Here is a 24,534-nt window from a genome sequence, read left to right on the forward strand (position 1 = left end):
GCCCAACGGGTCGCGCACTCACCGCTCAACGGCCTCGTTTTACGAGTGATCCAACTATTTTTCCGTCCGAACGTGGATTCAAGAGCGAACGTATGGACGTCCGTTTCATGTTGAATAGATCAGAGCATCCCTAAAGACAGTGGCGTAATTTATGCGGAGTCAGCCAGATTCGACGATTCCATGGCCGATTGCGGCAAGCCAGGGCTTTTCCAAATAGTTGGCCGCAAAGCAAATTTCAACGTGTTTGTAAAGCATGCTGGAAACAGCACACAGGTTAGTGTCAATACTGATTTTTCAGAGACACGGCGTTTTGAAAATAATGTGACAACCGTTCAGTGCAATTCCTACGGCACACTGGAAAATCTAGTGCTCAATTCCGTGTCCTCTGTAGGCGGCGCCTAACCACTCGTCCAAGCGGACGGCCCGTTCGGGCCGCCGCTTAACTCCAGCGCTATACCGCTGAGGCACCATGCACATCGATCTGATGCGTAAAAAGGAGAGCGCTTTCCCTCCCGTGGAAGCCCCTCTCGCGGTGCACTCGGCCCGCATATGGCATTGCAAGTACAAGTCGCTTGCCTTGTTGAGCACATTCGCGAATCTCGAGACACTTGTCGTCGCGACTTGGCCGGATGCCTCGTTCGATGCTCTGGCAGGTCTCAATCACCTTCGATATCTAAGCATCCTTCACTTTCCACATGCGTCTGACCTATCTCCACTAGGCGAGCTTCGTGGTTTAGCAACCCTACGGCTTTCTTCGTTGCCGAGCCGGGATGCTTCGGGGAAAACGCTCAATGTTCTATCGCTCGCCCCTATCGCAAAACTACCCAATTTGCAGCATCTTGAGTTGTTCGGTGTTTGCCCGCCTGACCGGCGCTTGCCGGTTGAGGTAGCCTCCAAAAATCTTAGCTCCGCGCGATTCTCAAAATATCCTCAGTCGGAGGTTCAGCGATTCCATGAAAGCACTGGCGCAACAAATGCCTATGCTCCCGAGCCGCCTTACGAGGCGGCATAGCTATTCGTCCAAGCGGACGCGCGTTCCGCGCGCCGCATAACTCCAGCGTCAAGGTGATGGAAAAATCGGCACTCATCGCAGCTCTCAGACGAAGGAGATTGCTTCTCCTCAAGGCGTACATCGTCCATGTGGGCTGCTTCATGTCCACCTGCGCGTTCGCGGCGACGGATTCGGTCCATGCCACGGTCGCTACCAGCCTGTGGCTGGTGTTGGTCACGATCCCGCCGGTGTTGCTTTATACGGCGCTGGTCGACAGATCGTGCCGTCGCCTTGATCCGGCGGCGCCTACCGTGGGGTGGCTGAAAATCACGCTGTTCACGGTCTTCCTTACGCCGATCGAATCCAGCTTGGTCCTTCCTGCAAAGAACCTGTGGGTTTCCGGCCGCATTCTTCGATCTTGCGAGTCGCCCCCGGCATCTCGTTCCAATGGACGCGCTGCGCGCACTGCCAGATTCGGGCGCCAGGCGCCACGCGCCACGGTCAACGGCACACGTCATGCACATCGAAACCCGGATTGACGATCTGTCCTCGCCTGCGATACAGGCCCTGGTCGCGGAGCATCTCGCCGGCATGCACAGCCATTCGCCGCCGGGCCATGTCCATGCGCTCGCGCTCGACAGCCTGCGGCAGCCCGGCGTCGCGTTCTGGTCTGCCTGGTGCGGCCAGGACCTCTGCGGTTGCGGTGCGCTGAAAGAGCTCGACAGCCCAAGCGGCGAGATCAAGTCGATGCGGACGCGGCCTGCCTTTCTCCGCAAAGGCGTCGGCCAGGCGATCCTCGATGAAATCCTGCGCACGGCGCGCGACAGAAAGTACGGGCGCCTGTACCTTGAAACCGGAACAGGCCCGGCATTCACGGCCGCCCACTCGCTGTACCTGCGCAACGGGTTCGACTGGTGCGGCCCGTTCGGCAACTACGCGGCCACCGACTTCAACGTCTTCATGGAAAAGGTCCTGTAGGGGCGCCGCCGCCCCACTCTTTCCGGCAGGCGCCCGGCGCGCTGCTGAATCCGGGCTACGCCGCGGTCCCGCCCACCGTCATCGCGTCGATCTTCAGCGTGGGCTGGCCCACGCCCACCGGCACGCTCTGGCCGTCCTTGCCGCACACGCCCACGCCCTCGTCCAGCTTCATGTCGTTGCCGATCATGGAGACGCGGGTGAGCACGTCGGGGCCGCTGCCGATCAGGGTGGCGCCCTTCACCGGGGCGGTGATCCTGCCGTCCTCGATCAGGTAGGCCTCGCTGGCGGAGAACACGAACTTGCCGTTGGTGATGTCCACCTGGCCGCCGCCGAAGTTCGGCGCGTACAGGCCCTTCTTCACCGAGCGGATGATTTCGTCGGGATCGTGGCTGCCGCTGCGCATGTAGGTGTTGGTCATGCGCGGCATCGGCAGCGCGGTGAAGGATTCGCGGCGGCCGTTGCCGGTGGGCGCCATGCCCATCAGGCGCGCGTTGAGCTTGTCCTGCATGTAGCCCTTGAGGATGCCGTCCTCGATCAGCACGGTGCAGTTGGTCGGCGTGCCCTCGTCGTCCACGCTGAGCGAGCCGCGGCGGCCGGGCAGCGTGCCGTCGTCGACCACGGTGACGCCGGGCGCGGCCACGCGCTGGCCCAGCCGGCCGGCGAAGGCGGAGCTGCCCTTGCGGTTGAAGTCGCCTTCCAGGCCGTGGCCGATGGCCTCGTGCAGCAGCACGCCGGGCCAGCCGGGGCCGAGCACCACGGCCATCTGGCCGGCGGGCGCATCGACGGAATCGAGGTTCACCAGCGCCTGGCGCACCGCCTCGTCGGCGAAGGCCAGCGCGCGGCCGTTCTCGATCAGTTCGCGGTAGCCGTAGCGGCCGCCGCCGCCGGCGTAGCCCTGCTCGCGGCGGCCGTTGGCCTCGGCGATCACCTGCACGTTGAGGCGCACCAGCGGACGCACGTCGGCGGCCAGCGTGCCGTCGGAGGCGGCGATCAGCACGGTGTCGATGGTGGCGGCCATGCTGACGATGACCTGGGTGATGCGCGGGTCGCGCGCGCGCGCATAGGCGTCCACCTCGCGCAGCAGGGCGATCTTGTCGGGGTTGGGCAGGCTCTCCACCGGGTCGATCGCGGGATACAGCTGCCGCGCGTTGCCCAGCGCCAGCGGCTGGCCGGCGCCGCGGCCGTCCTGGGCGATCGCGCGCGCGGCCTTCGAGGCTTCCAGCAGCTGCGGCAGCACGATCTCGTCGGAGTAGGCGAAGCCGGTCTTCTCGCCGGAGATCGCGCGCACGCCCACGCCCTGCTCGATGGAATGGCTGCCGTCCTTGACGATGCCCTCCTCCAGCGTCCACGACTCGCTGCGCGAATGCTGGAAGTACAGGTCGGCGGCGTCGATGGACGGCCCCATCAGCTGCGTGAACACGCGCTCGAGGTCGCCGGTGGCGAGTCCGCCGGGGGTCAGCAGCCGGCTCTGGGCCTGGGCGATCAGGGAATCCATGGGTCTTCGGTCGATGGCGATGGGAAGGGAGAGAATGGGGGCGCGGCGCGGGAAATCAAAGCCGCGGCGCTTGCACTGCTCCCCGCGTCCACGTGTGGGACAGAGGGCGGACGAGAGGATTCGGGCTTGCCGAGATGCGGATTCGAGCAAAAGCGCCCTCTCCCCGCCCCCTCTCCCGCAAGCGGGCGCGGGGCTTTGATCACGGCGACGATGACGACGCGGCAGGCAGCGACAGCGCATTGTCGCGCAGCGGTATCGTGATGGCCGGGCTGGACGACGGCGCGGCGGGCAGCAGCGGCGGCCGGGTGGCGGCGGGAGCGACGGGCACTTCGTGCTTCTCCACCAGGGTCATCACCGGTTTGTCCCAGCTGCCGGTGACGTGGTAGCGCGCGCCGACGGTCCTGTTGAGGCCGTGGCCCAGCAGGCCCTGCACGGCGAGGCCGGCGGCGGCGCCGACCGGGCCACCCACCACGGCGCCGATCACCGGCAGGCTGTTGCCGATGTGCGGCACCACCTGCACGTACTGGTCGTAGTCCTTGGCGCGCAGGCCGGTGCGGCCGGTGATGCCGATCTGGGCGGCCGGGCCCTTGATGACGAGGTTGTTCGTGGTGGCGCTGCCGTCGGCGAGGCGGAAATCGCCGTTGATCGAATCGAAACCCAGGCCCTTGCCGAACACGTCGCCGAAATCCAGGGTCAGCCGGCGCGGCAGTTCGGCCAGCGAGACCAGGCCGAACAGCCGCCCCACGCCCGGCGTCATTTCGGGGATGCGGCCGTCGTTGACGTGGATGCCCAGCGTGCCGGTGGCATTGGCGAGGCTGAAGGCGGATGGCGCCCCGGGCCAGCTGGCATCGAGCTGGTCCTGCGTCTTGCCGCCGTTGACCAGGCCGGTGTAGCCGAACGCGGTGAGCATCTTGCCGAGGTCGTCGGCGGCGAAGTTGATGCGCATGTGGGTGTGGCTGTCGGCGGGCGTGCCGTTCCAGTCGCCGCTGCCGGTGACCTGCACGCTGGGCGACAGCGCGCGCAGCTGGTCGATGTGCATGCCCTGCGCGGTGGGCCAGGTCTCCAGCCGCGCCTCGCCCAGCTTCGCGTCGCCGAAGCTCAGCTCGCCCACCCACAGGTGGAACGGCGGCAGCGAAGCGGGGTTGATGCCGGTGTTGGCGGGGTTTTCCTCCGGCTGGCTGGCGGCGGCCTTGCCGCCGGGCGCAGGCGGATTGCCCGGCCAGTGCAGGTGGGTGAGGCGCACGGTGATGCCGCGCTTGTCCAGCTCCCCGGTGGGCACGCTGAAGCGCCCCGCCATCGCCGGGCCGTTCACGTCCACCTGCAGGTTGTCGACCGCGGGCGTGGCCTGCAGGGTCATCGCGCCCAGCGGGCGGCCGAACCACTCGGCGTGATCGGTGCCCACGTCCACGCTTTCCAGCGTGGGGCCGCCACTCGTGTTGCTTGCATCGCTTGCATCGCTTGCATTGCCCGCGGCGCCGTGGCTGCCCGCGGTGAGCGCGATCGCCTGCTGCACCCAGCCGGTGACGTCCAGCTTCGCCGCATGGCCGCGGATGCGCAGCCCCTGCGCGGGCAGCTCGGCGGGCATCTGCGTGCCGAACGCCAGCGTGCCGGCCAGCGGCTTGCTGCCGTCGGCCAGGCGCAGGTGGCCGCGCGCCTGCTCGCCCAGCGCGAGCTGGAGGTCGGCGCCCCGCAGCGGCAGGGTCAGCGCGAGGTGCAGCGGCAGCGCCTCGTCGGCGGACTTCTTCAGCGGCACCGGCACGTCCAGCGCCATGCCGGCCAGGGTGGAATCCACGGTCAGGGTCTGCACCAGGGCGCCGCCGTTCGCCGGCTCGGTGAGGCTGAAGCCGATGTCGAAGGGGCTGCGCCCGCTGCCCAGCGGAGCCAGCCAGTCCAGCGAGGGATAGCCCTCGGTGAGGTCGGCCAGGCTGTAGTTGCCGCTGAGCTTCGCCGCCAGCACGGTGTTCGGGTCGCCGGTGGCGCCGGCGATCGCCAGATCCAGGGTGGCGGGCTGGCCGTGGAAGCTGCCGCTCAAGGGGCCGGCGTGGAAGTCGTGGCCGTTGAACGTGGCCGGGCCGCTGAGCCTGGCGAGCTGCAGGCTCCAGTCCGCATTGCTCGCGTCCACGTCCTTGAGCTGCGCGTTGCCCGCCAGCAGGAAGTTTTGCGGTGCGCCCAGCGGCAGCGAGAGGTGAAAGCTGAAGTCGCTGCTGCCGCCCAGCTTCAGATGGGCGAGCAGGTCGGCCTGCCTGCTGGCGACGGGACTCTTGACCATGAAGCTGTTCAAGTCGGCGCCGTTGCCGTGGCCGTCCACATTGAGGTCCAGCGTGCCGTCCGCGAACTCGGGGATCAGCGCCACCGCCTGGTCGATCTTCACGCCCAGCGAAGATCCACCGTCGGCCTGCACCAGCATGCCGCTGTCGATGAAGCTGGCGATGGCGTGGATGCCGGTGGCCTCGGGCCAGTCCGGCGCGTAGCGGAAGCCGAGGTCGCTGATCTCGGCGCGCGCCTCGAAGCGCCCCTCGTTGTGGTGGAACGGCCAGTCCTTGAGGTCGCCGCGCACCACCACGTCGCCGTGGTCGATGCGGCCGCCGACCAGCGCCCGGTCCAGCCATTGCACGGTGGCCGGCGGCATCGCGCTGATCGGCCAGAACAGCCTGGCGGCGGTGACGTCGGCGTGGTCCACGCTGGCATACAGGTCCAGGAACGGCGGGCCGCCGGCATCGTGCAGGGCTATCTCGCCGCGCAGCTGGCCGCCGTAGCCCTGGCCCTCGAAGTCCAGCGCGTCGATGCCCAGGTGCCAGTCGTCGCCCGCGTGCCAGAACGCCAGCGTGCCGGCCAGCTTCGACATCACGAACGGCTGGCGGAAGGCGTGCGGCGCGCGCACCGTGGCGGCCTGCGCGGGCAGTTCCAGCGACACCGCCTCGCCATCGCCGCGCAGGGTGCCGGCGAGGCCGTCCACGCCGGGCAGCTTGCCGGCCGGGTCGATGCCCAGCCCGCTGAACGTGGCGGCCAGCCGCTGCACGCCGCCGGCCCGGGTCCAGGCCAGCGCCACGCTGTCCAGCTTGCCGTGCGGGTGTCCCGCGCCCAGCCAGGTCGCCAGCGCGGGCGGCAGCCTGGGCGCCAGGCCCAGCCACGGCAGCAGCGGCGCCACTTGCAGGTCGCGCGCCGCCGCCTGCACGGACAGCTGCGGCGTGCCGGGCTGGTGCAGCCACACCGCGAGCGCGCCCTGGTCGTCGCCGGCCCAGCGCAGCTCGTAACCGTCGGCGCTGCGGCTGAGTTCGGCTTCGCCATGCAGCGCGGGCACGTCGACCGTGCCGTTCGCGCCGGCGACGCGCAAGCCGTCGAGGTCGAAGCGGGCGAGGCTGCGCACCACCCGGCCCTGCTTCCAGTCCAGCCACGCGGCCACGTTGCCGCGGCCGCCCTGCACCGCGTAACCGCCCAGGTCCACCCCGGCCAGCAGCGCCGCCAGGTCGAGCTGCTGGCCGGACAGCCACAGCCGCCCGCTGCTGCCGTCGTCGCGGAAACGTCCCGCGCCGCGCAGCACGCCCGGCGCGTCCGCGCGGCGCAGCAGCGCGCCCACGCGGATATGGCTGCCCTGCCGGCTCAGCCGCAGCTGGTCGGCGATCAGGCTGTAATGCTTGCCGGTGGCCTCGTCGGCGATGTTCAGCCGCAGGTTGTCCAGCCACAGCGCCACCGACAGGTGGGCGAAGCCCGGCTGCTGCTCGGAGCCGCCGCCGGTGCCGAGGCCGTTGACGTGCCAGCGGCCGTCCGCGTCGCGGCCGAGGTCCAGTTGCAGGCCGCGCGTGCGCAGGTTCACCAGGTGCCGCGAAGGCAACCAGCCGCCGAAATCCAGCCGCAGTTCGGACTCGGGGATCTCGATCGGCGCGCCCTTGCCGCCCGGCGGCACGCCCACGGTGACGTCGTGCAGCACGAACAGCGGGCCGGCGCCGGTCCACCGGCCTTCGAGCGAGGCGAAGCTCACCGGGCGCTGCAGCTTCGCGGACAGCTCGCGCGCCACCCATTCGGGATGCCGCGCCAGCAGCGGCAGCAGCAGCTGCGCCAGCGCCATCAGCACCGCCAGCGCGATCACCGCGATGCCGGCGATCCACCCCAGCGCGCGGGCACCGAGATGCAGCCGTCGCTGCCACCAGGCGTTCATTGTCGTGTGGCCGCGGTGCGAGCCGACTTACAGCAGAACCACATCAAACTGTTCCTGCGAATAATGTTCCTCGGCCTGGAAGCGTATGCTCTTGGAGATGAACTCCTCCAGTTCGGCCACCGCGGTGGACTCTTCCTCGAGGATGCGGCCGACCACGGCGGGGCTGGCCATCACCAGCAGCTTCTCGGCGTTGAACTGGCGCACCGCGCGGGTGATCTCGCGGAAGATCTCGTAGGTCACCGTCTCGGCGGTCTTCAGCGCGCCGCGCCCGCTGCAGGCCGGGCAGGGTTCGCACAGCTGGCGCTCCAGGCTCTCGGTGGTGCGCTTGCGGGTCATCTCGACCAGGCCCAGCGAGGACATCGGGTACACCGTGGTCTTGGCGTGGTCGCGCGCCAGTCCCTTGGCCAGCATGCGCAGCACCTGGCGCTTGTGCTCCTCGTCGACCATGTCGATGAAGTCGATGATGATGATGCCGCCGAGGTTGCGCAGCCTGAGCTGGCGCGCCGCCGCCTGCGCCGCCTCCAGGTTGGTGCGGTAGACGGTTTCCTCCAGGTTGCGCGTGCCGAGGTAGGCGCCGGTGTTGACGTCGATCGTGGTCATCGCCTCGGTCTGGTCCACCACCAGGTAGCCGCCCGACTTCAGCGGCACTTCCTTCTTCAGCGCGTGCTGGATCTCGTCCTCCACGCTGTACAGGTCGAAGATCGGCCGCTCGCCGTCGTAGTGCTCCACCCGGTCGTCCAGGCTGGGCATGAACTTGTGCACGAACTTCACCACCTTCTCGAAGGTCTCGCGCGAGTCCACGCGCACCTTCTCGATGTCGTCGGTGAGCATGTCGCGCAGGCTGCGCAGCGGCAGCGAGAGCTCCTCGTACACGCGCTCGCCGACGCGGACCTTGGCGATGTTCTCCTGCACCACGCGCCAGACCTTGCCGAGGTAGGTCACGTCGAAGGCCAGCGATTCCGCGCTCTGCCCTTCCGCGTTGGTGCGCACGATGTAGCCCAGCGGGTTCTCGCCGACCAGGCTGACCATCACCTCGCGCAGGCGGGTGCGCTCGGCCTCGTCCTCGATGCGCGCGGAAATGCCCATGGTGTGCGCATACGGCAGCAGCACCAGGTAGCGCGAGGGAATCGACAGGTGCGCCGACAGGCGCGCGCCCTTGCTGCCGATGGGATCCTTCACCACCTGCACCACGATCTCCTGGCCCTCGTGCACCAGTTCGCTGATCGACGGCGTATGGCCGTTGCCGTGGCCGTTGCCCTCGGTGCCTTCCGGCAGCGCCGGGCGCACGATGTCCGAGGCGTGCAGGAAGGCCGCGCGATCCAGCCCGATCTCCACGAACGCGGCCTGCATGCCCGGCATCACCCGCTGCACCCGGCCCTTGTAGATGTTGCCCACGTAGCCGCGCTTCGACGCCCGCTCGACATGCACTTCCTGCAGCATGCCGTTCTCGACCACGCCCACCCGTGTCTCGCGCGGGGTCACGTTGATCAGGATTTCTTCACTCACGGCCAACTCCCCGAATAGGCAGTCTTTATAGCGGTTGCCCGCGCCGACTGTCGATGCGCGGCGCACGGTGCGAAAAACCGAATGTTTTGCTAAGCCTGAACGGCGACAATGGAACCCCTGCCCCGGCCTGGACCATGGACCCGGCATGAAATTGCTGCTGGTGGAAGATTCCGAACGCCTGCGCCAGACCCTGCGCCACGGCCTCATGGGCGCCGGCTTCACCGTGGATGCGGCCGGCGACGGCGTGGAAGCCTGCGGCTTCCTCGCCGGCTACGACTACGAGCTGGTGGTGCTGGACCTGATGCTGCCGCGGCTGGACGGCATCGGCGTGCTGCGCAGCCTGCCGGCCGGCGGGCGCCGGCCGCGCGTGCTGGTGCTGTCCGCCCGCGACCAGGTGCCCGACCGCATCGAGGCGCTGAACACCGGCGCCGACGACTACCTGGTCAAGCCCTTCTCCTTCGACGAACTGGTGGCCCGCCTGCACGCGCTGGCGCGGCGCCCGCAGCAGGCCCAGCCCACCGTGCTCAGCCATGGCGCGCTGTCCTGGGACCCGCGCTCGCACAGCGTGAGCGTCGGCGGCCAGCCGCTGGCGCTGACCCCGCGCGAGTTCGCCGTGCTGGGCCTGCTGCTGCGCCACCGCGGCCGCGCCTTCAGCCGCCAGGAAATCCTCGAACGCACCGCCGGCAGCGACAGCGAGGCCTCCGACCGCAGCGTCGAGGTGCTGGTGTTCGGGCTGCGCCGCAAGCTGGATGCCGCCGGCATGCCAAGCCTGATCGAGACGCGGCGCGGGGCGGGGTATCTGATCCCGTGAGGTCTTTTCCTCTCTCGCTGCCGCAAGTGACAGGGCGGTTTCGAGCCGCTGCCGCGGCCCGAGCTACTTTCTCTTTGCGTGCTCAAAGAGAAAGTAGCCAAAGAGAAAGAGCACCCCGATGGCGCGCCCTCCGGGCATCCTGCCCTGCGGGTGCGCGGGCGGGTTCCGGGGTTTTTCGACGGGACTCCTGTCCCGGCGAAAAACTGGCCCGCCTCCCTGCGGGCCATCCTGCGGATTTTCCTCCACCCCCCCGCCACGCCATAGGGGCCCCGGGTAAAGCAGCGCGCTCCTGCGCGCAGAGGCAACCGCCCCCCACCCCGACCCTCCCCTGCAGGCAAGGGAGGGGGACCGGCTTTGCTTTTGCTGCGGCTTCTGGCGCGCACTACGCGCGCCCGCTTTTCATAGGGCCCCTCGGCGACGGTGAGGCGTGGACGGAAAGGCCGCGCAGCGGGCGAGTCCACGGATGGACTCGCCTTTTCGACCGGACAGGAGTCCGGCCGAAAAGCCCGGCCACGACTCACGGACTTGCCGGGCAGGAGGCCCGGCAAGCATCGCCGCGGGGTGTCGTTTTCTCTTGGCCACCGGCCGGTGGCCGAAACCGCTTTGCCACTTGCGTAAACACACAAGCAAAAGCCCCTCTCCCTTCCCTCTCCTTGCTCCTCCCCGCGGGGAGAACACACGGATGTGTTCGGCGCTGGAGAGTAAGGAATGCCGGCGCCATCCATGGCACCCCCCTGCGTACCCGCAAGCGGGCGAAGGGAGATGGGCAAGCGCCCACAGAGCGAAGCCGAGCATGAGGCCCACCTCCCTCTCCGCCCGCGTCACCCTGCTGCTGGCCATCGTCTGCCTGCTGGTGCTGGGTGGCGGCGCGAAACTGATGGACTGGCGCATCGACCATGAGCTGGCCAGCCACTTCCACCGCGGCCTGCTCAGCCAGGCCCGCGCACTGGGCGACATGGCCGCACTGGAACAGGAAGTGCCCGCCGGCCACGCCATCAGCAGACTCCCGGGCGGCGACAGCTGGTACGAATTGCGCTGCGATGGCGCCGCGCCGCAACGCAGCGATCCGCCGCCACCCGCCGCGCCGCAGGGCTGGCCCGATGACCCGGGGCCGCAGCCGCGTTTCGCCCGGCTCGGCCACCACGAACGCCATCTGGACTCGGTGCGGCTGAGTTTCCCCCGCCCTGCCGGTGAAGACGGTGCCCGCACCACCGGCCTCTGCCGGCTGCTGTTCGTGCAGGACCGCCGTTCGCTCGACCAGCTGATGCTGGCGATCGACTGGATCCTCGCCCTGGGTCCCCTGCTGGCCGCCGCCATCGCGCTGATCGCGGTGCCGCTGGTGGTGCGGCGCGGGCTGCGCCCGATCGCCGCCCTGGTGGAGCGCATGCGTGGCATCGGCCCCAACGCACCGGGCCAGCGGCTGGCCGCGATCCGCCTGAAGGAGCTCGACCCGCTGGTGGCGCGCTTCAACGACGTGCTGGCCCGCATGGACGACGGCCTCGCACGCGAGCGCCAGTTCGCCAGCGGGCTTGCCCACGAAACACGCACCCGCCTCGCCGAACTGCGCGCGCTGGCCGAGGTGGAGGCACGCTACCCCAGCGGCCGCAGCACGCCCGAACTGCTCGCCGAGATCGGCAGCATCGGCGCCGAGCTGGAAGCCACCGTCACCGCCCTGCTGCTGCTCACCCGCCTGCAGTCCGGACTGGAACGACCGCAATGGCAGACACTGCCGCTGGCCTCGTGGCTGGAGCGCCAGCTGCAACGCCAGCACACCACGGCGGCGGCGCGTGGCCTCACGCTGGCGAGCGAGGGCACGCCGCCGGCAGGACTGCACACCGATCCCGCGCTGCTGGAGGTGATCGTGGGCAACCTGCTGGGCAACGCCTGCGCCTACGCGCCCGCGGGCGACACCGTGCGGCTGAGCGTCGATGCGCACGGCCTCGTCATCGACAATGCCGCGCCGGAACTCACCGAAGCCGATCTCGCCAGCTTCGGCCAGCGCTTCTGGCGCAAGCAACTGCCGCACGCCAGCCACGCCGGGCTGGGCCTGGCGCTCACCGCCGCCGCCGCGCAGGCGCTGGGCCTGGCGCTGGACTTCCGGCTCGATCCGCAGCAGCGTCTGCATGCCACGCTGGACTGGCACACCGTCATCGCCGAGGAATGCCGCACGCCATGAGCGACACGCCCACACCCATCCTGCTCGCCTGGAGCGGCGGCAAGGACTGCCTGATGGCGCTGCAGCGCCTGCGCGCCGATCCGCGCTGGCAGGTGGCGGGCCTGCTCACCACGATCAACCGCAACTACCAGCGCATCGCCATGCACGGCGTGCGGCAGGACGTGCTGGAAGCGCAGGTGGCCGCGCTCGGCCTGCCGCTGGTCGAGGTGCTGCTGGACTGGCCCGGCAGCAACGAAGCCTACGAGGCCGCGCACGCACGGGCGCTGGTCGAGGCACGCAGGCGCTGGCCCGGCATCCGCCATTGCGCGTTCGGCGACCTGTTCCTCGAAGACGTGCGCGACTACCGCGTGCGCCAGCTCGGCCGCGACAACTGGCGTGCGGTGTTCCCGCTGTGGGGCGAGGACACCGCGGCGCTGTCGCGCCGCTTCGTGGCCGAAGGCCATCGCGCCATGCTGTGCTGCGTGGACATCCAGCAGCTCGATGCGGGTTTCTGCGGTCGCGCCTACGATGCGGCCCTGCTCGACGCGCTGCCGGCCGGCGTCGACCCTTGCGGCGAGCGCGGCGAATTCCACACCCTGAGCTTCGGCGGCCCGCTGTTCAAGCAGGCGATCAGGCTCAAGCGCGGCGAATCGGTGCTGCGCGACGGCCGCTTCCAGTTCACCGATTTCCTGCTCGACGATGCCACGCAGGCCTGAGCCGCACATCCTGCCCGACGTGCTGCAACCGGGCCTGGCCCTGGTGTTCTGCGGCACCGCGGCGGGCAAGCGCTCCGCCGCCGAGCACGCCTACTACGCCCATCCCGGCAACCTGTTCTGGCGCGCGCTGTTCGAGGCCGGCTTCACGCCGCGCCTGCTCGCGCCGGCCGAGTTCCCGCTGCTGCCGCAATTCGGCATCGGCCTCACCGACCTCGCCAAGCGCCACAGCGGCAACGACGACGAACTGCCGCGCGACGCATTCGACGTACCCGCACTGCGCGCGAAAATCGCGCAGGTCTCGCCGCGCCTGCTCGCCTTCACCAGCAAGAACGCGGCACGCGCGGCGCTGGGGCGCGCCGCTGCCTACGGACTGCAGGACGAGTGCATCGGCAGCACGCGGGTATTCGTGCTGCCTTCGCCATCGGGGCAGGCGCGGGGGCATTGGGATGTGGGGCCGTGGCGCGAACTGGGCGCGCTCTTTTCCCTCTCCCCGCCGGGGTGAAGCCGGGAGGGTTGGGGCGTCGCGTCCTCCGCCAGTGGAAGCGCCTGCCGCCATCCGGCGCGCACGACCGAAGTCGCGCGCTTTCCATCTGGACGGCTATTTCTTCTGCTGCGGATCGTCCGCCGGATGGACGTAGGTGAGCTGGAACGGCCCCATCAGGCTCACCTGCACCACGGCCCCGCTCTTGGTCCAGGCGTAGTGGTGCATGCGGGCGAGCGCGACGGCGTAGCCGCCGGGCTTCAGCGTCTTCGACTTCGCGGGGTCGAGCTTGTCGCCCATGCCGATGGCGAAGCTGCCGGAGATCACCGTGACGTGCTCGTCGGTCGGATGCCAGTGCGGCGGTATCCGGTAACCGGCCGGCATCTGCAGGCGCAGGATCACCATGCCCGTGCCGGCGGGATCACCGGCGAGCACGGCCAGTCGCGCGCCGGCGGGCAGCACCGGCGGCACCGCGCCCCACTTGATTTCCCCTGGCTGCAACGGCCCAGGCATGTCGGCCGCGCGCAACGCCAGGGGTCCTGCCAGGGCCAGCAGCACGAACAGGGGCGCGACCGTCGCGCCGCGGCCTTTCATCCTGGCAACACGGGAGCGGAGGGCAACGAAAAGCCCCTTGCTCCGTTCCGGATGGCCGGCTCTCCCGCCTCCCTCCGGCGCACCCGACCGCGGGCTGGTTCTGGCATGGATGATCGACATGGCGGCTCTCCTTCGGCTCCGGTTTGCGGCAGGCGCCGACGGGCAGCGCTGCCCGCCTGGGCCTTCGCCTGCCAGCCCGCGCTAGTAGTACGCTGGGCCCCCGCTGGTGTCCTGTCCGCGCGTCGGCGTTTTCTGCCCGAGCGTCCGGCTGGCCGATGCCCGGCCACGGCAGCGCGCAGCGAGACACTCGCGTCCACGAGGCCGCCGGGGAGGATGCCTCCATGACCATGCAAGACATCGCAAGCGCCATGCAACGCATGGAGCAGGCCCTGCGGCGCCGCCCCGGGATGGGCTTGCACGATGACGCGCCCGCCGTGGCGCGCTGGGACGGCGGCACCCGCGTCGTGTCCAGCCACGCGAACGGCACCCGGGTCTCGACGGACATGCCCATCGAACTCGGCGGCGGCGGCGACGGTGTCACGCCGGGCTGGCTGTTCCGTGCCGGCGTCGCCGCATGCCTGACCACGCGCATCGCGATGGGCGCCGCCGCGGCAGGCATCGAGCTGGGCGCGCTGGAGGTGCGGGCCGGCAGCCGTTCGGACCTGCGCGGCCTGCTCGACCTGCCCGACGCCGAGGGCATGCCGGTGTTCGCCGGGCCGTGCGAGGTGCAGTTGCACGTGCGCATCGCCGCGGCCGGGGTTGCGCCGCGCCTGCGCGCCCTGGTCGAGGACAGCCACCGCTGCTCGCCGATACCGAATGCGCTGGAGCACGCCGTGGCGGTGGACCTGCACATCGACACCGACAGCCACTGATGCGCCGCGGATCATGGATGCCTTGTCGGAAATCCTGCGTGTCGTGCACCTGACCGGTGCCATCTTCATCCACGCCAGGTTCACCGCGCCGTGGTGCTACCAGTCCCCCTGCGCGGATTCGGTGGCGACCCTGCTGGAACCCGGCGCCGAGCGCGTGGTGATCTTCCACCTGATCACCGAGGGTCAATGCGTCGTCGAACTGGACGCCCAGCCGCCGATGCGCCTGGACGCCGGCGACGCCATCGTGTTTCCGCATGGCGACGCCCACCGGATGGGCTCCGAACCCGGCCTGACGCCGGCATCGGGCGCGCGGCTGGATGCCGTGCTGCTGCGTCGGCCGCGACAGCTGAACTACGGCGGCGGCGGCCCGGCGACGCGCATCGTCTGCGGCTACCTGGCCTGCGACGCCCGCCTCGCCCGCATGCTGCTGGCGGGACTGCCGCCGCTGCTGCGGGTCAACGTGCGCGGATCGAACGCCGGCGCCTGGCTGGAAACCTCGGTGCGCTACGCGCTGGCGGAGGCACGCTCGCCCCGCCCCGGCGGGGCCGGCGTGCTGGCCAAGCTCGCCGAACTGTTGTTCATCGAGGTGCTGCGCCTGTACATGAGCGAACAGAGCGCCGGCCGCACCGGCTGGCTGGCGGGCGCGAGCGACCGCATCGTCGGCCCCGCCCTGAGCGCGCTGCACAGCCGCCCGGCCCACGCCTGGACACTGGAAGCCCTGGCGCGCGAGGTGGGCACGTCGCGGTCGGTGCTCGCCGAGCGCTTCCATCACCTGGCCGGGAGCACGCCGATGCAGTACCTGACGCAATGGCGCATGCTGCTCGCGGCGAACCTCCTGTGCCGCAGCAGCGCCACGCTCGCGCGCATCGCCGAGGACGTGGGCTACCGCACCGACACGGCTTTCAGCCGGGCATTCCGCCGCGAATTCGGTTCGCCCCCCGCCGCCTGGCGCCGGAACCACGTCGCGCGCGAACTCGTGCGCTGAGCAAGCCCGCCGCCGGGTGCCTGCCCGATCCGCCGGCGCGTGGCGATGGCGGCTCACGTCCGGCGGGCTCGCCATGCCGGTGCGATTGCTCCGGGGGCGGCGGATGCAGTCGATGTCGCCGGGGCAGCGCCCGCGCCCCGATGCGGCGGCCTCGAAGATCACCGAGCACGGCACGCCCGTCGCCGGATGAGGGGGTTCGTGCGTCGCCCGCAGGCGGAACCCTTCTTCCTCCAGCAGCTCGCGCCAGCCGGCCAGCGTGCGGAAATACCACGGCGCGGCGCGGCCGAAGGCCTCGCCGCAACCCGCCCACGAACCGGGCCGCCAGCCTTCGCGCCCGGCATCGCCTGCCGCATGGCCGGGGTGCAGGGTCTGGATCAGCAACACGCCATCCGGCGGCAGCAGCGAACCGAGGCGGCGGATCACGCCACGCGTCGCCTCGTCGCCGAGCAGCGAGAAGTTGCACACGGCCAGCTCGACGGACGGCGCCGGCGCGCCGACGGCGAATGCCTCGTAGGACAGGCACTCGAACGATCCGCCGCCGGCCAGCCGCGCCGCCGCCACCAGCTCGGGCACCGCGTCGATGCCGTGCACGCGCATGCCCAGCGGCGCCAGCGCACGCGCGAGCCAACCCTCGCCGCAGCCGACGTCGAGCACCGTCGCCGGCTGCAGCCGGCGGATCGCCGCGACGATGGCGTGGTCGGTGACCAGGCGGCGACTCTCGATCGACCCGCTGCGCACGGCCGCGATCCACGGCGCGGCATTCTCGTGCCACGCGCCCAGAATGGCTTCGTCGCAGAACCCGTTCACCGGTGCATGGCCGGCGGTTCGCCTTGCGGATGACGGCGGCAGGTGAGTCCCCTTCGACCGTCGCCTGCCGATGCCCGGGCCCATCGCGCCGCGACACCACCGGATCGCCACGCGCTCATGTGCCGGCGTCGCTGCCCGCCAGCACGCCGCAGTGCAGTGGCGGCCGCACGCTGCCGGCCGCCTGCGCGTGCATGTCGGCCGGCGGTTCGCGACTGGCCAGCCACGCCGCCACCGCGGTGATGTCGGCCTCGGCCAACCGGCCGGCCACTTCCGCCATGCAATCCGGCGCCACCGTGGCGCGGGTATGCGTGCGCCAGGCGCCGAGCTGGGCGCTGATGTAGTCGTACGGCAGCCCGACCAGGCCGGGGATGTCGGGCTGCACGCCGGTGAGCTGGCCGCCGTGGCAGCTCTCGCAGGCGGGAATGCCGCGCGCGCGGTCGCCCGCGCTCACCAGCTGTGCGCCGCGCTGCAGCGTCGCGGCGGATACCGCCGGCAGTGGCGAGCGCGCATAGGGCACCTGCTGTGCCGAGAAGTATCCGGCGATCGCGCGCAGGTAGGCCGGATCGAGCCCGCGCACGGTGTATTCCATCGGCGCGTACTTGCGCAGGCCGTTCTGGAAATCCTGCAGCTGGCGCACCAGATAGCCGGCCGGTTTGCCGGCGAGGCGCGGAAAGAAGCCGCTGCCGGGCGAGCCCTCGCCGTGCTCGCCATGGCAGGCGGCGCAGGCGGCGATGCGCTGCTGCAAGGTGTCGGGCACCGGCGGCATGGCCGCCGTGGCGGCGGATGCCGGTGCCAGGAGCAGCGGAAAAAACAGCAGGGACAGATGGCAGGCGATACGACGGGCGGCGACACGCGGCCGGGCATGCTGGCGTGGGTTCATGTCCCGAGTATAGGCAGATTCGTACCGGCTTCGAGGCAGTTATGCTCGGCGCCTGCGGCCACCGCGTCGCGCCTGCCGGGGGATGCCATGACGTATCGACTGTTGGCCCGTTCGCTGCTCGCCGCCGCCCTGCTCGCCAGCGCACCGCTGGCCGCGCAGGAGCAGGACGCCGCCTATGCTTCCATCGCCCGGCTGCAGCAGCGCATGGATGCCGGCACGCTCACCAGCCACGCGCTCACGCAGCAATTCATCGAGCGCATCCGGCGCATCGACCAGGGCGGTCCCACGCTGCGCGCGGTGCTGCAGACCGATCCCGACGCGCTGCAGGCCGCCCGCGGACTCGATGCGGAACGCGGCAAGACGCACGGCCCGCTGTACGGCATCCCGGTATTGCTGAAGGACAACATCGACACCGGCGACCGCGAGCGGACCACGGCCGGCTCGCTGGCGCTGGCGGGCGCACCGGCGCCGCGCGACGCCACCGTGGCGGCGAAGCTGCGCGCGGCCGGCGCGGTGATCCTCGGCAAGACCAATCTCAGCGAATGGGCCAACTTCCGCTCCAACCATGCCAGCAGCGGCTGGAGCGGCGTGGGTGGGCAGACCCGGAATCCCTACGCGCTGGATCGCAACCCCTGCGGCTCCAGCGCGGGCTCCGCCGCCGCGGTGGCGGCCGGGCTCGCCACGGTGGCGATCGGCACCGAGACCGACGGCTCGATCATCTGTCCCGCCTCGATGAACGGCCTCGTCGGCATCAAGCCCACGCTGGGCCTGGTGAGCCGGGCCGGCATCGTGCCGATCAGCCACGACCAGGACACCGCCGGGCCGATGGCGCGCGACGTGGCCGACGCCGCCGCGCTGCTCTCGGTGATCGCCGGCAGCGATCCGCGCGACCCGGCCACCGCGGATGCCAACAGGCACGCCACCGACTACACGAAGTTCCTCGACCCGAACGGCCTGCGCGGCAAGCGCATCGGCGTGGTGCGCCAGCTCGCCGGCATCGAACCGAACGCCGACCGCGTGCTCGACGCCGCAATCGCCGCGATGAAGGCGCAGGGCGCGATCATCGTCGACCCGGTGCAACTGCCGCACATCAACGAACTCGGCGATGCCGAGAACACCGTGCTGCAATACGACTTCAAGCACGACATCAACGCCTACCTCGCCACCCGCACCGGGCTGAAGGTGCACACGCTGGCCGACCTGATCGCGTTCGACAAGGCGCACGCCGCCGAAGAGATGCCATGGTTCGGGCAGGAGCTGTTCGAGCAGGCCGAGGCGAAGGGAGCGCCCACCGATGCGGCCTACCGCGAGGCGCCGGCCAAGGCGAAACGGCTGGCCGGCCCGGAAGGCATCGATGCGGCGCTGCAATCGCAGCACCTCGATGCCTTGCTGGCGCCATCATGGGGACCGGCCTTCATGACCGACCCGGTGCTGGGCGACCACATCGTCAGCGGCGACCCCACCATCGGCGGTCCTTCGCAACCGGCCGCGGTGGCCGGCTACCCCTCGATCACCGTGCCCGCCGGCTGGGCGCACGGCCTGCCGGTGGGCATCGTGCTGTTCGGCGCGAAGTGGAGCGAGCCCACGCTGATCGCGATCGCCTACGGCTTCGAGCAGCACACCCATGCATGGCAGCCGCCGCGGTTCCTCGACACGGTGGGCGGCAAGGCGGTGGCCGCGTCGAAGCCGTAGACGGAGCATCGCATGGAGCGCCGGCCCCACATCCACTGCCCGCTGTGCGCATGGGAGCCGCGCCCCGACAGCCGGTGGCGCTGCACGCCGGGCGAGCCCGGCTCCGGCTGCGGCGCGGTGTGGAACACGTTCTGGACGGCGGGCTGCTGCCCCGGCTGCGGCCACCACTGGGCGATGACGCAGTGCCTGTCCTGCAGACGTGCTTCGCCGCACGAGGCGTGGTACCACTTCCCGCCCCCCGAGGGCGGCGAGGCGCGCGAAACGAAGGAAGCGCTGGAAACGGCGGGCTGAGCCCGCCACCCCGGGGCACGCTCAGTCCGCGTGCCCACCCGCCGACTTGCGCACGATCAGCATCGCCAGCTCCAGCGACTGCTCGTAGTTGAGGCGCGGATCGACCATCGACTTGTAGGCGCGCTCGAGGTCGACCTCGGACAGGCCGCGCGCGCCGCCGGTGCATTCGGTGACGTCTTCGCCGGTGAGTTCCAGGTGCACGCCGCCCAGGCGGGTGCCGGCGGCGGCGTGGATGTCGAACGCCTGGTCCAGCTCGCCGCGGATGTTGTCGAAGCGGCGCGTCTTGTAGCCGTTGGCGGTGCTCTCGGTGTTGCCGTGCATCGGGTCGGCCACCCACAGCACGCGCCGGCCCTCGCGCTTCACCGCCGCCAGCAGTGGCGGCAGCGCCGCACCGATCTTCGCGTTGCCCATGCGGTGCACCAGGGTGAGCCGGCCCGGCTCGTCCTGCGGATTCAGCGCGTCGACCAGCGGCAGCAACTGCTCCGGCGTCACCGAGGGGCCGATCTTCACCGCGATCGGGTTGCGGATGCCGCGGAAGTATTCCACGTGCGCGCCGTCCAGCGCCGCGGTGCGCATGCCGATCCACGGGAAATGCGTGGACAGGTTGAACCATCCCGGATGCCGCGGCACCTGGCGCGTCAGCGCCTGCTCGTAATGCAGCAGCAGCGCCTCGTGCGAGGTGAAGAAATCCACCTTGGTGAAGCCGGCGATCGGCCCAGCCAGGGTCTCCATGAAGCGCAGCGAATCGCCGATGCCGGCCACCATGCGACGGTACTCGGCGGCCAGCGGCGAATGCTCGACCCAGGCCAGGTCCCAGTATTCCGGGTGATGCAGGTCGGCGAAGCCGCCATCGATCAGCGCGCGCACGAAGTTCATCGTCAGCGCGGAATGCGCATGGGCGCGGATCAGCCGCTGCGGATCGGCGCGGCGCGCCGCGGCGGTGAACTCCGGGCCGTTGACCACGTCGCCGCGGAAACTGGGCAGCGTCACGCCGTCGCGCGTCTCGGTGTCGGCCGAACGCGGCTTGGCGTACTGGCCCGCGAAACGCCCCACGCGCAATACCGGCTGCTTCAGGCCGTGCACCAGCACCAGGCTCATCTGCAGCAGCACCTTGAGCCGGTTCGAGATGATCGGGCTGCTGCAGTCGGCGAAGCTCTCGGCGCAGTCGCCGCCCTGCAGCAGGAAACGCCTGCCTTCCTGCGCCTCGGCCAGCGCCTGCTTCAGCGCCAGCACCTCCCACGAAGTCACCAGCGGCGGCAGCTCGGCCAGTTGCGTGGTGGCCTGCGCCAACTCGGCGGCGTCCTCGTACTGCGGCTGCTGCAACGCCTCGTGCTGCTGCCACGAGGACGGCGCCCAGCCCGCGGCGAACACGGCTGGCGTGCTGCCGCTCATCGCCGCGTCCTCGCCGGGCGGCGCAGGCCGGCCAGCACCGACCAGATACCCAGCAGCGCGAACCAGATCAACGACCACCACGGCATCGACAGGCCCAGGATCGGCTGCACCGCGGCGCATTCGCCGGAACCGCTGAGCACCTTCAGCAACACGCGGACAAGGCCGCCGTTGCTGGCGCGGGTTTCCAGCAGATAACCCAGCGGCGCGCCGCAGCTCGGCACCTGGCCGGGCGGCAGCGACTGGATCCACAGGTGGCGCGCGGCGATGCCGATGCCGACCAGCGCGACCAGCACCAGCAGGCCCACGTACGCCCAGCGCGCGCCGCCACGCGGCGCGTGCAGGCCGCCGATCAGGAACACCACGCCCAGTGCGATGAACGCCACGCGCTGCAGGATGCACAGCGGGCACGGGTCCATCTGCAGCACGTACTGCGCATACAGCGCAAAGCCGATCAGGCCCGCGCAGACGAGGAAGCCAGCCAGCAGGCTGATGCGAAACGACCAACGCAAGGGATTCATGGGCGACATGGCGTGGAGCGGGAGCACGACATTACCCGCTTGCCGGCGGGCTGTCAGCATCGGTTCGGGCGGCCGCTTGCCGCACAAGCGAAAACCCCGGCAGGTCGCCCGGCCGGGGTTTCGTTTGGACGTCTGAATGTCCGGCGCGGCGGCGCTTACTCGGCGTCGACGGCCTCGCCCTGCGGGCGACCGACCAGCTCGACATACGCCATCGGAGCGTTGTCGCCGTCGCGGAAGCCGCACTTCAGGATGCGCAGGTAGCCGCCGGGACGCTCGCGGTAGCGCGGGCCCAGCTCGACGAACAGCTTGCCCACCGCTTCCTTGTCGCGCAGGCGCGCGAAGGCGAGGCGGCGGTTGGCGACGCCGTCGGTCTTGGCCAGCGTGATCAGCGGCTCGGCGACGCGGCGCAGTTCCTTGGCCTTCGGCAGGGTGGTGCGGATCAGCTCGTGCTTGAACAGCGACGAAGCCATGTTCTTGAACATCGCTTCGCGGTGGGCGCTGGTGCGGTTGAGCTTGCGACCGGATTTCATGTGGCGCATGGCGAATACTCTCTGTAGGTCTGTTGTTATGAAGCGCTGGCACCTGTGTCCAGCACCCCGCGGTTACCCGCTTTTATGGCCTCGGTGAACCGGAGGCTCTTTATTGAAGCCCTCATCGGAGCAAGAGCTCTTGTGAGGAGTGCGGCCATGGATGGCCGCTTTTGGCGCTTGGCCAGAGCGCTGAACACGCCCTGGCCAAGATTTAGCTACAACAGTGATCAGGGACGATCACATCAACCCAGCTGCATGCCGTGCGAGAGCCCGGCCGGCGGCCAGTTCTCCAGCTTCATGCCCAGAGCCAGACCGCGCGAGCCAAGGACGTCCTTGATCTCGGTCAGCGACTTCTTGCCCAGGTTCGGCGTCTTCAGCAGCTCGACCTCGGTCTTCTGCACCAGGTCGCCGATGTAGTAGATGCTCTCGGCCTTCAGGCAGTTCGCCGAACGCACGGTGAGCTCCAGATCGTCGATCGGGCGCAGCAGCAGCGGGTCGAAACCGCTCTTCTCGGCCTTGTCGGTGGCGCTCTCGCGACGCGAGAAGTCACCGAACACCGACAGCTGGTCGTTGATGATCTCGGCCGCCTTGCGCACCGCGTCCTCGGCACCGATGGTGCCGTTGGTCTCGATGTCAAGCACCAGCTTGTCGAGGTTGGTGCGCTGCTCAACGCGGGCGGCGTCCACTTCGTAAGCCACGCGCAGCACCGGCGCAAACGAGGCGTCGAGCTGCAGGCGACCGATCGGGCGCGCCTCGTCGTCCGGATGGACGCGGGCGCTGGCCGGCTGGTAACCCACGCCGCGACGCACCTTCAGGCGCATGTTGAGCGCGATGTCCTTGGTCAGGTGGCAGATCACGTGCTCGGGGTTGATGATCTCCACCGAGTGGTCGACGACGATGTCGCCGGCCGTGACCACGCCCTTGCCCTTCTTGGACAGGGTGAGGGTGACCTCGTCGCCGGTATGCTGGCGAATCGCCACGTCCTTGAGGTTCAGCAGGACTTCGATCACGTCCTCCTGCAGGCCCTCAAGCGTGGTGTATTCATGCAGCACGCCGTCGATCTCGACCTCGACGATGGCACTGCCGGGGATCGAGGAGAGCAGGACGCGACGGAGCGCGTTGCCCAGGGTATGACCGAAGCCACGCTCGAGCGGCTCGACCACCACCTTTGCGCGATTGGCTCCGAGCTGTTCGACGCTGAGGCCGCGTGGCCGCAGCACGCTAGTTGACGAAACTGCCATGCAGAGCTCCGGTGATTACTTCGAGTAAAGCTCGACGATCAACGCCTCGTTGATGTCGGACGGCAGGTCGCCGCGATCCGGCACCGCCTTGAACGTGCCTTCGAATTTCTTGCTGTCGACCTCGACCCAGCCCGGACGCAGGTCCATGGTGTCGAACACGGTCGCCGCTTCCTGCACGCGCAGCTGGCTGCGGGCGCGCTCGGTCAGCGCGATCGCGTCGCCCGGCTTCACCTGGTAGGACGGGATGTTGACCTTCTTGCCGTTGACCAGGATCGCCTTGTGCGCGACCAGCTGGCGGGCCTGCGCGCGGGTGACCGCGAAGCCCATGCGGTAGACGACGTTGTCCAGGCGGCTCTCGAGCAGGCGCAGCAGGTTCTCGCCGGTGTTGCCCTTGAGGGTCGAGGCCTTGGTGTAGTAGTTGCCGAACTGGCGCTCGAGCACACCGTAGATGCGCTTGACCTTCTGCTTCTCGCGCAGCTGGACGGCGTAGTCGGACATGCGCATGCGCTTGTTGGCGCCGTGCTGGCCGGGCTTGTTCTCCAGCTTGCACTTGGAGTCGATCGCGCGGGCCGGGCTCTTCAGACTGAGATCAGCGCCTTCGCGGCGGGCGAGCTTGCAGGTAGCTCCACGATAACGTGCCATGGTTGTGCTCCTTAGACTCGACGCTTCTTGGGGGGACGGCAGCCGTTGTGCGGAATCGGCGTGACGTCGATGATGTTGAGCACCTTGTAACCCAAGGCGTTCAGCGAACGCACGGCCGACTCGCGACCCGGGCCCGGGCCCTTGATGCGCACTTCCACGGTCTTCACGCCGTAGTCGCCGGCGGCACGGCCAGCCTTCTCGGCGGCCACCTGGGCGGCGAACGGGGTCGACTTGCGCGAGCCGCGGAAACCCGCGCCGCCGGCAGTCGCCCACGACAGGGCGTTGCCCTGGCGATCGGTGATGGTGACGATGGTGTTGTTGAAGGAGGCCTGCACGTGGGCCACGGCATCCGTGACAACGCGCTTGATCTTCTTCTTGGTCTTGACAGGCTTGGCCATATGCTCGATCCGTTACTTCTTGATGGCGCGACGCGGGCCCTTGCGGGTGCGTGCGTTGGTACGCGTGCGCTGGCCGCGCACCGGCAGGCCACGACGATGGCGCAGGCCGCGGTAGCAGCCCAGATCCATCAGGCGCTTGATGGCCATGCCCACTTCGCGGCGCAGATCGCCTTCCACGACGTACTTGGCGATTTCCGCGCGAAGCTTTTCCACTTCGCCTTCGCTGAGCGACTTGATCTGGGTGGTGGGAACCACGCCAGCGTCCACGCAGACCTTCTTGGCCCGGCTGCGGCCAATGCCGTAAATGCTCTGCAGACCAACCCAGACATGCTTCTGGACCGGCAAATTGACACCTGCGATGCGCGCCATGATGTGCTTTCTCCGAGTGCTTTCGTGCGCGGTA

Annotated in this window: 22 protein-coding genes and 1 pseudogene; 10 read left to right on the top strand and 13 right to left on the bottom strand. The window is 69.6% G+C overall.

The genetic code is table 11. The annotated features are described in order from the left end of the window. Nucleotides 1-1,068 precede the first annotated feature (1,068 nt). Together ABQJ56_RS11720 and ABQJ56_RS11725 are read left to right on the top strand one after the other, a co-directional pair. On the top strand, nucleotides 1,069-1,530 hold the full coding sequence (locus ABQJ56_RS11720) for a hypothetical protein (RefSeq protein WP_367845201.1): 462 nt from the start codon (nucleotides 1,069-1,071) through the stop codon (nucleotides 1,528-1,530). Beyond that, nucleotides 1,508-1,969 (top strand): GNAT family N-acetyltransferase, encoded by a 462-nt coding sequence (locus tag ABQJ56_RS11725; RefSeq protein WP_367845202.1) that lies wholly within the window; start codon nucleotides 1,508-1,510, stop codon nucleotides 1,967-1,969. Before ABQJ56_RS11720 ends, ABQJ56_RS11725 begins: the two co-directional genes overlap by 23 nt. Nucleotides 1,970-2,024: 55 nt before the next feature. Here the strand turns inward: ABQJ56_RS11725 and tldD are convergent, their stop codons facing one another. The 3 genes from tldD to rng form a co-directional block, all read right to left on the bottom strand. Further along, entirely contained in the window at nucleotides 2,025-3,464 is a 1,440-nt protein-coding gene (tldD, locus tag ABQJ56_RS11730) for a metalloprotease TldD (protein WP_367845203.1), read from the bottom strand. A 199-nt stretch (nucleotides 3,465-3,663) separates the two neighbouring features. Further along, nucleotides 3,664-7,620 carry a YhdP family protein gene (locus tag ABQJ56_RS11735; RefSeq protein ID WP_367845204.1) on the bottom strand — a complete coding sequence of 1,319 codons (3,957 nt, stop codon included), beginning with the start codon at nucleotides 7,618-7,620 and terminating at the stop codon, nucleotides 3,664-3,666. Between the two features lie 27 nt (nucleotides 7,621-7,647). Then, nucleotides 7,648-9,126, bottom strand: a complete 1,479-nt coding sequence (rng, locus tag ABQJ56_RS11740) for a ribonuclease G (protein WP_367845205.1) — start codon at nucleotides 9,124-9,126, stop codon at nucleotides 7,648-7,650. A gap of 145 nt (nucleotides 9,127-9,271) precedes the next feature. On the opposite strand from rng, the gene ABQJ56_RS11745 reads away from it, so the two are divergent. The 4 genes from ABQJ56_RS11745 to ABQJ56_RS11760 all read left to right on the top strand — a co-directional run bounded on the left by ABQJ56_RS11745 (nucleotide 9,272) and on the right by ABQJ56_RS11760 (nucleotide 13,310). Next, the gene (locus tag ABQJ56_RS11745; RefSeq protein WP_367845206.1) at nucleotides 9,272-9,937 is read left to right on the top strand and encodes a response regulator transcription factor; all 666 of its coding nucleotides are present in this window, start codon (nucleotides 9,272-9,274) and stop codon (nucleotides 9,935-9,937) included. Nucleotides 9,938-10,730: 793 nt separating this feature from the next. Next, nucleotides 10,731-12,113 (top strand): sensor histidine kinase, encoded by a 1,383-nt coding sequence (locus tag ABQJ56_RS11750; RefSeq protein WP_367845207.1) that lies wholly within the window; start codon nucleotides 10,731-10,733, stop codon nucleotides 12,111-12,113. Next, on the top strand, nucleotides 12,110-12,808 hold the full coding sequence (locus tag ABQJ56_RS11755) for a Dph6-related ATP pyrophosphatase (protein ID WP_367845208.1): 699 nt from the start codon (nucleotides 12,110-12,112) through the stop codon (nucleotides 12,806-12,808). Before ABQJ56_RS11750 ends, ABQJ56_RS11755 begins: the two co-directional genes overlap by 4 nt. Beyond that, the gene (locus ABQJ56_RS11760) at nucleotides 12,792-13,310 is read left to right on the top strand and encodes a mismatch-specific DNA-glycosylase (RefSeq protein WP_367845209.1); all 519 of its coding nucleotides are present in this window, start codon (nucleotides 12,792-12,794) and stop codon (nucleotides 13,308-13,310) included. The genes ABQJ56_RS11755 and ABQJ56_RS11760 overlap by 17 nt, the downstream gene beginning before the upstream one ends. 96 nt (nucleotides 13,311-13,406) lie before the next feature. On the opposite strand, the gene ABQJ56_RS11765 is transcribed toward ABQJ56_RS11760, so the two are convergent. Then, nucleotides 13,407-14,003: a cupin domain-containing protein gene (locus ABQJ56_RS11765; protein WP_367845210.1), complete on the bottom strand. Its 597-nt coding sequence runs from the start codon at nucleotides 14,001-14,003 to the stop codon at nucleotides 13,407-13,409. 221 nt (nucleotides 14,004-14,224) lie between these two features. Between ABQJ56_RS11765 and ABQJ56_RS11770 the strand changes: the two genes are divergently transcribed. Continuing rightward, nucleotides 14,225-14,755 (top strand): OsmC family protein, encoded by a 531-nt coding sequence (locus ABQJ56_RS11770; RefSeq protein ID WP_367845211.1) that lies wholly within the window; start codon nucleotides 14,225-14,227, stop codon nucleotides 14,753-14,755. A 13-nt stretch (nucleotides 14,756-14,768) separates the two neighbouring features. Next, the gene (locus ABQJ56_RS11775) at nucleotides 14,769-15,740 is read left to right on the top strand and encodes an AraC family transcriptional regulator (protein ID WP_367845212.1); all 972 of its coding nucleotides are present in this window, start codon (nucleotides 14,769-14,771) and stop codon (nucleotides 15,738-15,740) included. A 267-nt stretch (nucleotides 15,741-16,007) separates the two neighbouring features. Here ABQJ56_RS11775 and ABQJ56_RS11780 read toward each other — a convergent pair. Then, nucleotides 16,008-16,631: pseudogene (locus ABQJ56_RS11780) on the bottom strand (class I SAM-dependent methyltransferase); the annotation flags it as partial. Between the two features lie 31 nt (nucleotides 16,632-16,662). Then, on the bottom strand, nucleotides 16,663-17,313 hold the full coding sequence (locus tag ABQJ56_RS11785; protein ID WP_437343426.1) for a c-type cytochrome: 651 nt from the start codon (nucleotides 17,311-17,313) through the stop codon (nucleotides 16,663-16,665). Between the two features lie 201 nt (nucleotides 17,314-17,514). Here ABQJ56_RS11785 and ABQJ56_RS11790 point away from each other — a divergent pair, with 201 nt between their 5' ends. Together ABQJ56_RS11790 and ABQJ56_RS11795 are read left to right on the top strand one after the other, a co-directional pair. Next, nucleotides 17,515-19,119 (top strand): amidase, encoded by a 1,605-nt coding sequence (locus tag ABQJ56_RS11790; protein ID WP_367845214.1) that lies wholly within the window; start codon nucleotides 17,515-17,517, stop codon nucleotides 19,117-19,119. Nucleotides 19,120-19,131: 12 nt separating this feature from the next. Continuing rightward, nucleotides 19,132-19,410: a hypothetical protein gene (locus ABQJ56_RS11795; protein WP_367845215.1), complete on the top strand. Its 279-nt coding sequence runs from the start codon at nucleotides 19,132-19,134 to the stop codon at nucleotides 19,408-19,410. A 21-nt stretch (nucleotides 19,411-19,431) separates the two neighbouring features. Here the strand turns inward: ABQJ56_RS11795 and ABQJ56_RS11800 are convergent, their stop codons facing one another. The 7 genes from ABQJ56_RS11800 to rpsM form a co-directional block, all read right to left on the bottom strand. Further along, nucleotides 19,432-20,802, bottom strand: a complete 1,371-nt coding sequence (locus ABQJ56_RS11800) for a class II 3-deoxy-7-phosphoheptulonate synthase (protein ID WP_367845216.1) — start codon at nucleotides 20,800-20,802, stop codon at nucleotides 19,432-19,434. Next, nucleotides 20,799-21,320 (bottom strand): disulfide bond formation protein B, encoded by a 522-nt coding sequence (locus ABQJ56_RS11805; protein ID WP_367845217.1) that lies wholly within the window; start codon nucleotides 21,318-21,320, stop codon nucleotides 20,799-20,801. Before ABQJ56_RS11805 ends, ABQJ56_RS11800 begins: the two co-directional genes overlap by 4 nt. Nucleotides 21,321-21,475: 155 nt before the next feature. Continuing rightward, the gene (rplQ, locus tag ABQJ56_RS11810) at nucleotides 21,476-21,859 is read right to left on the bottom strand and encodes a 50S ribosomal protein L17 (protein ID WP_367845218.1); all 384 of its coding nucleotides are present in this window, start codon (nucleotides 21,857-21,859) and stop codon (nucleotides 21,476-21,478) included. 233 nt (nucleotides 21,860-22,092) lie between these two features. Further along, a complete protein-coding gene (locus tag ABQJ56_RS11815) occupies nucleotides 22,093-23,091 on the bottom strand; it encodes a DNA-directed RNA polymerase subunit alpha (RefSeq protein ID WP_192105751.1) in 999 nt (332 codons plus the stop codon). Nucleotides 23,092-23,106: 15 nt separating this feature from the next. Then, entirely contained in the window at nucleotides 23,107-23,733 is a 627-nt protein-coding gene (gene rpsD, locus ABQJ56_RS11820; protein WP_367845219.1) for a 30S ribosomal protein S4, read from the bottom strand. Nucleotides 23,734-23,744: 11 nt separating this feature from the next. Beyond that, nucleotides 23,745-24,131: a 30S ribosomal protein S11 gene (gene rpsK / locus ABQJ56_RS11825; RefSeq protein WP_007513384.1), complete on the bottom strand. Its 387-nt coding sequence runs from the start codon at nucleotides 24,129-24,131 to the stop codon at nucleotides 23,745-23,747. Nucleotides 24,132-24,143: 12 nt separating this feature from the next. Then, nucleotides 24,144-24,500, bottom strand: a complete 357-nt coding sequence (gene rpsM, locus ABQJ56_RS11830) for a 30S ribosomal protein S13 (RefSeq protein ID WP_192105753.1) — start codon at nucleotides 24,498-24,500, stop codon at nucleotides 24,144-24,146. Nucleotides 24,501-24,534 lie beyond the last annotated feature (34 nt).

The organism is Rhodanobacter geophilus (assembly GCF_040812275.1).
Classification (GTDB): Bacteria; Pseudomonadota; Gammaproteobacteria; order Xanthomonadales; family Rhodanobacteraceae; genus Rhodanobacter_A; species Rhodanobacter_A geophilus.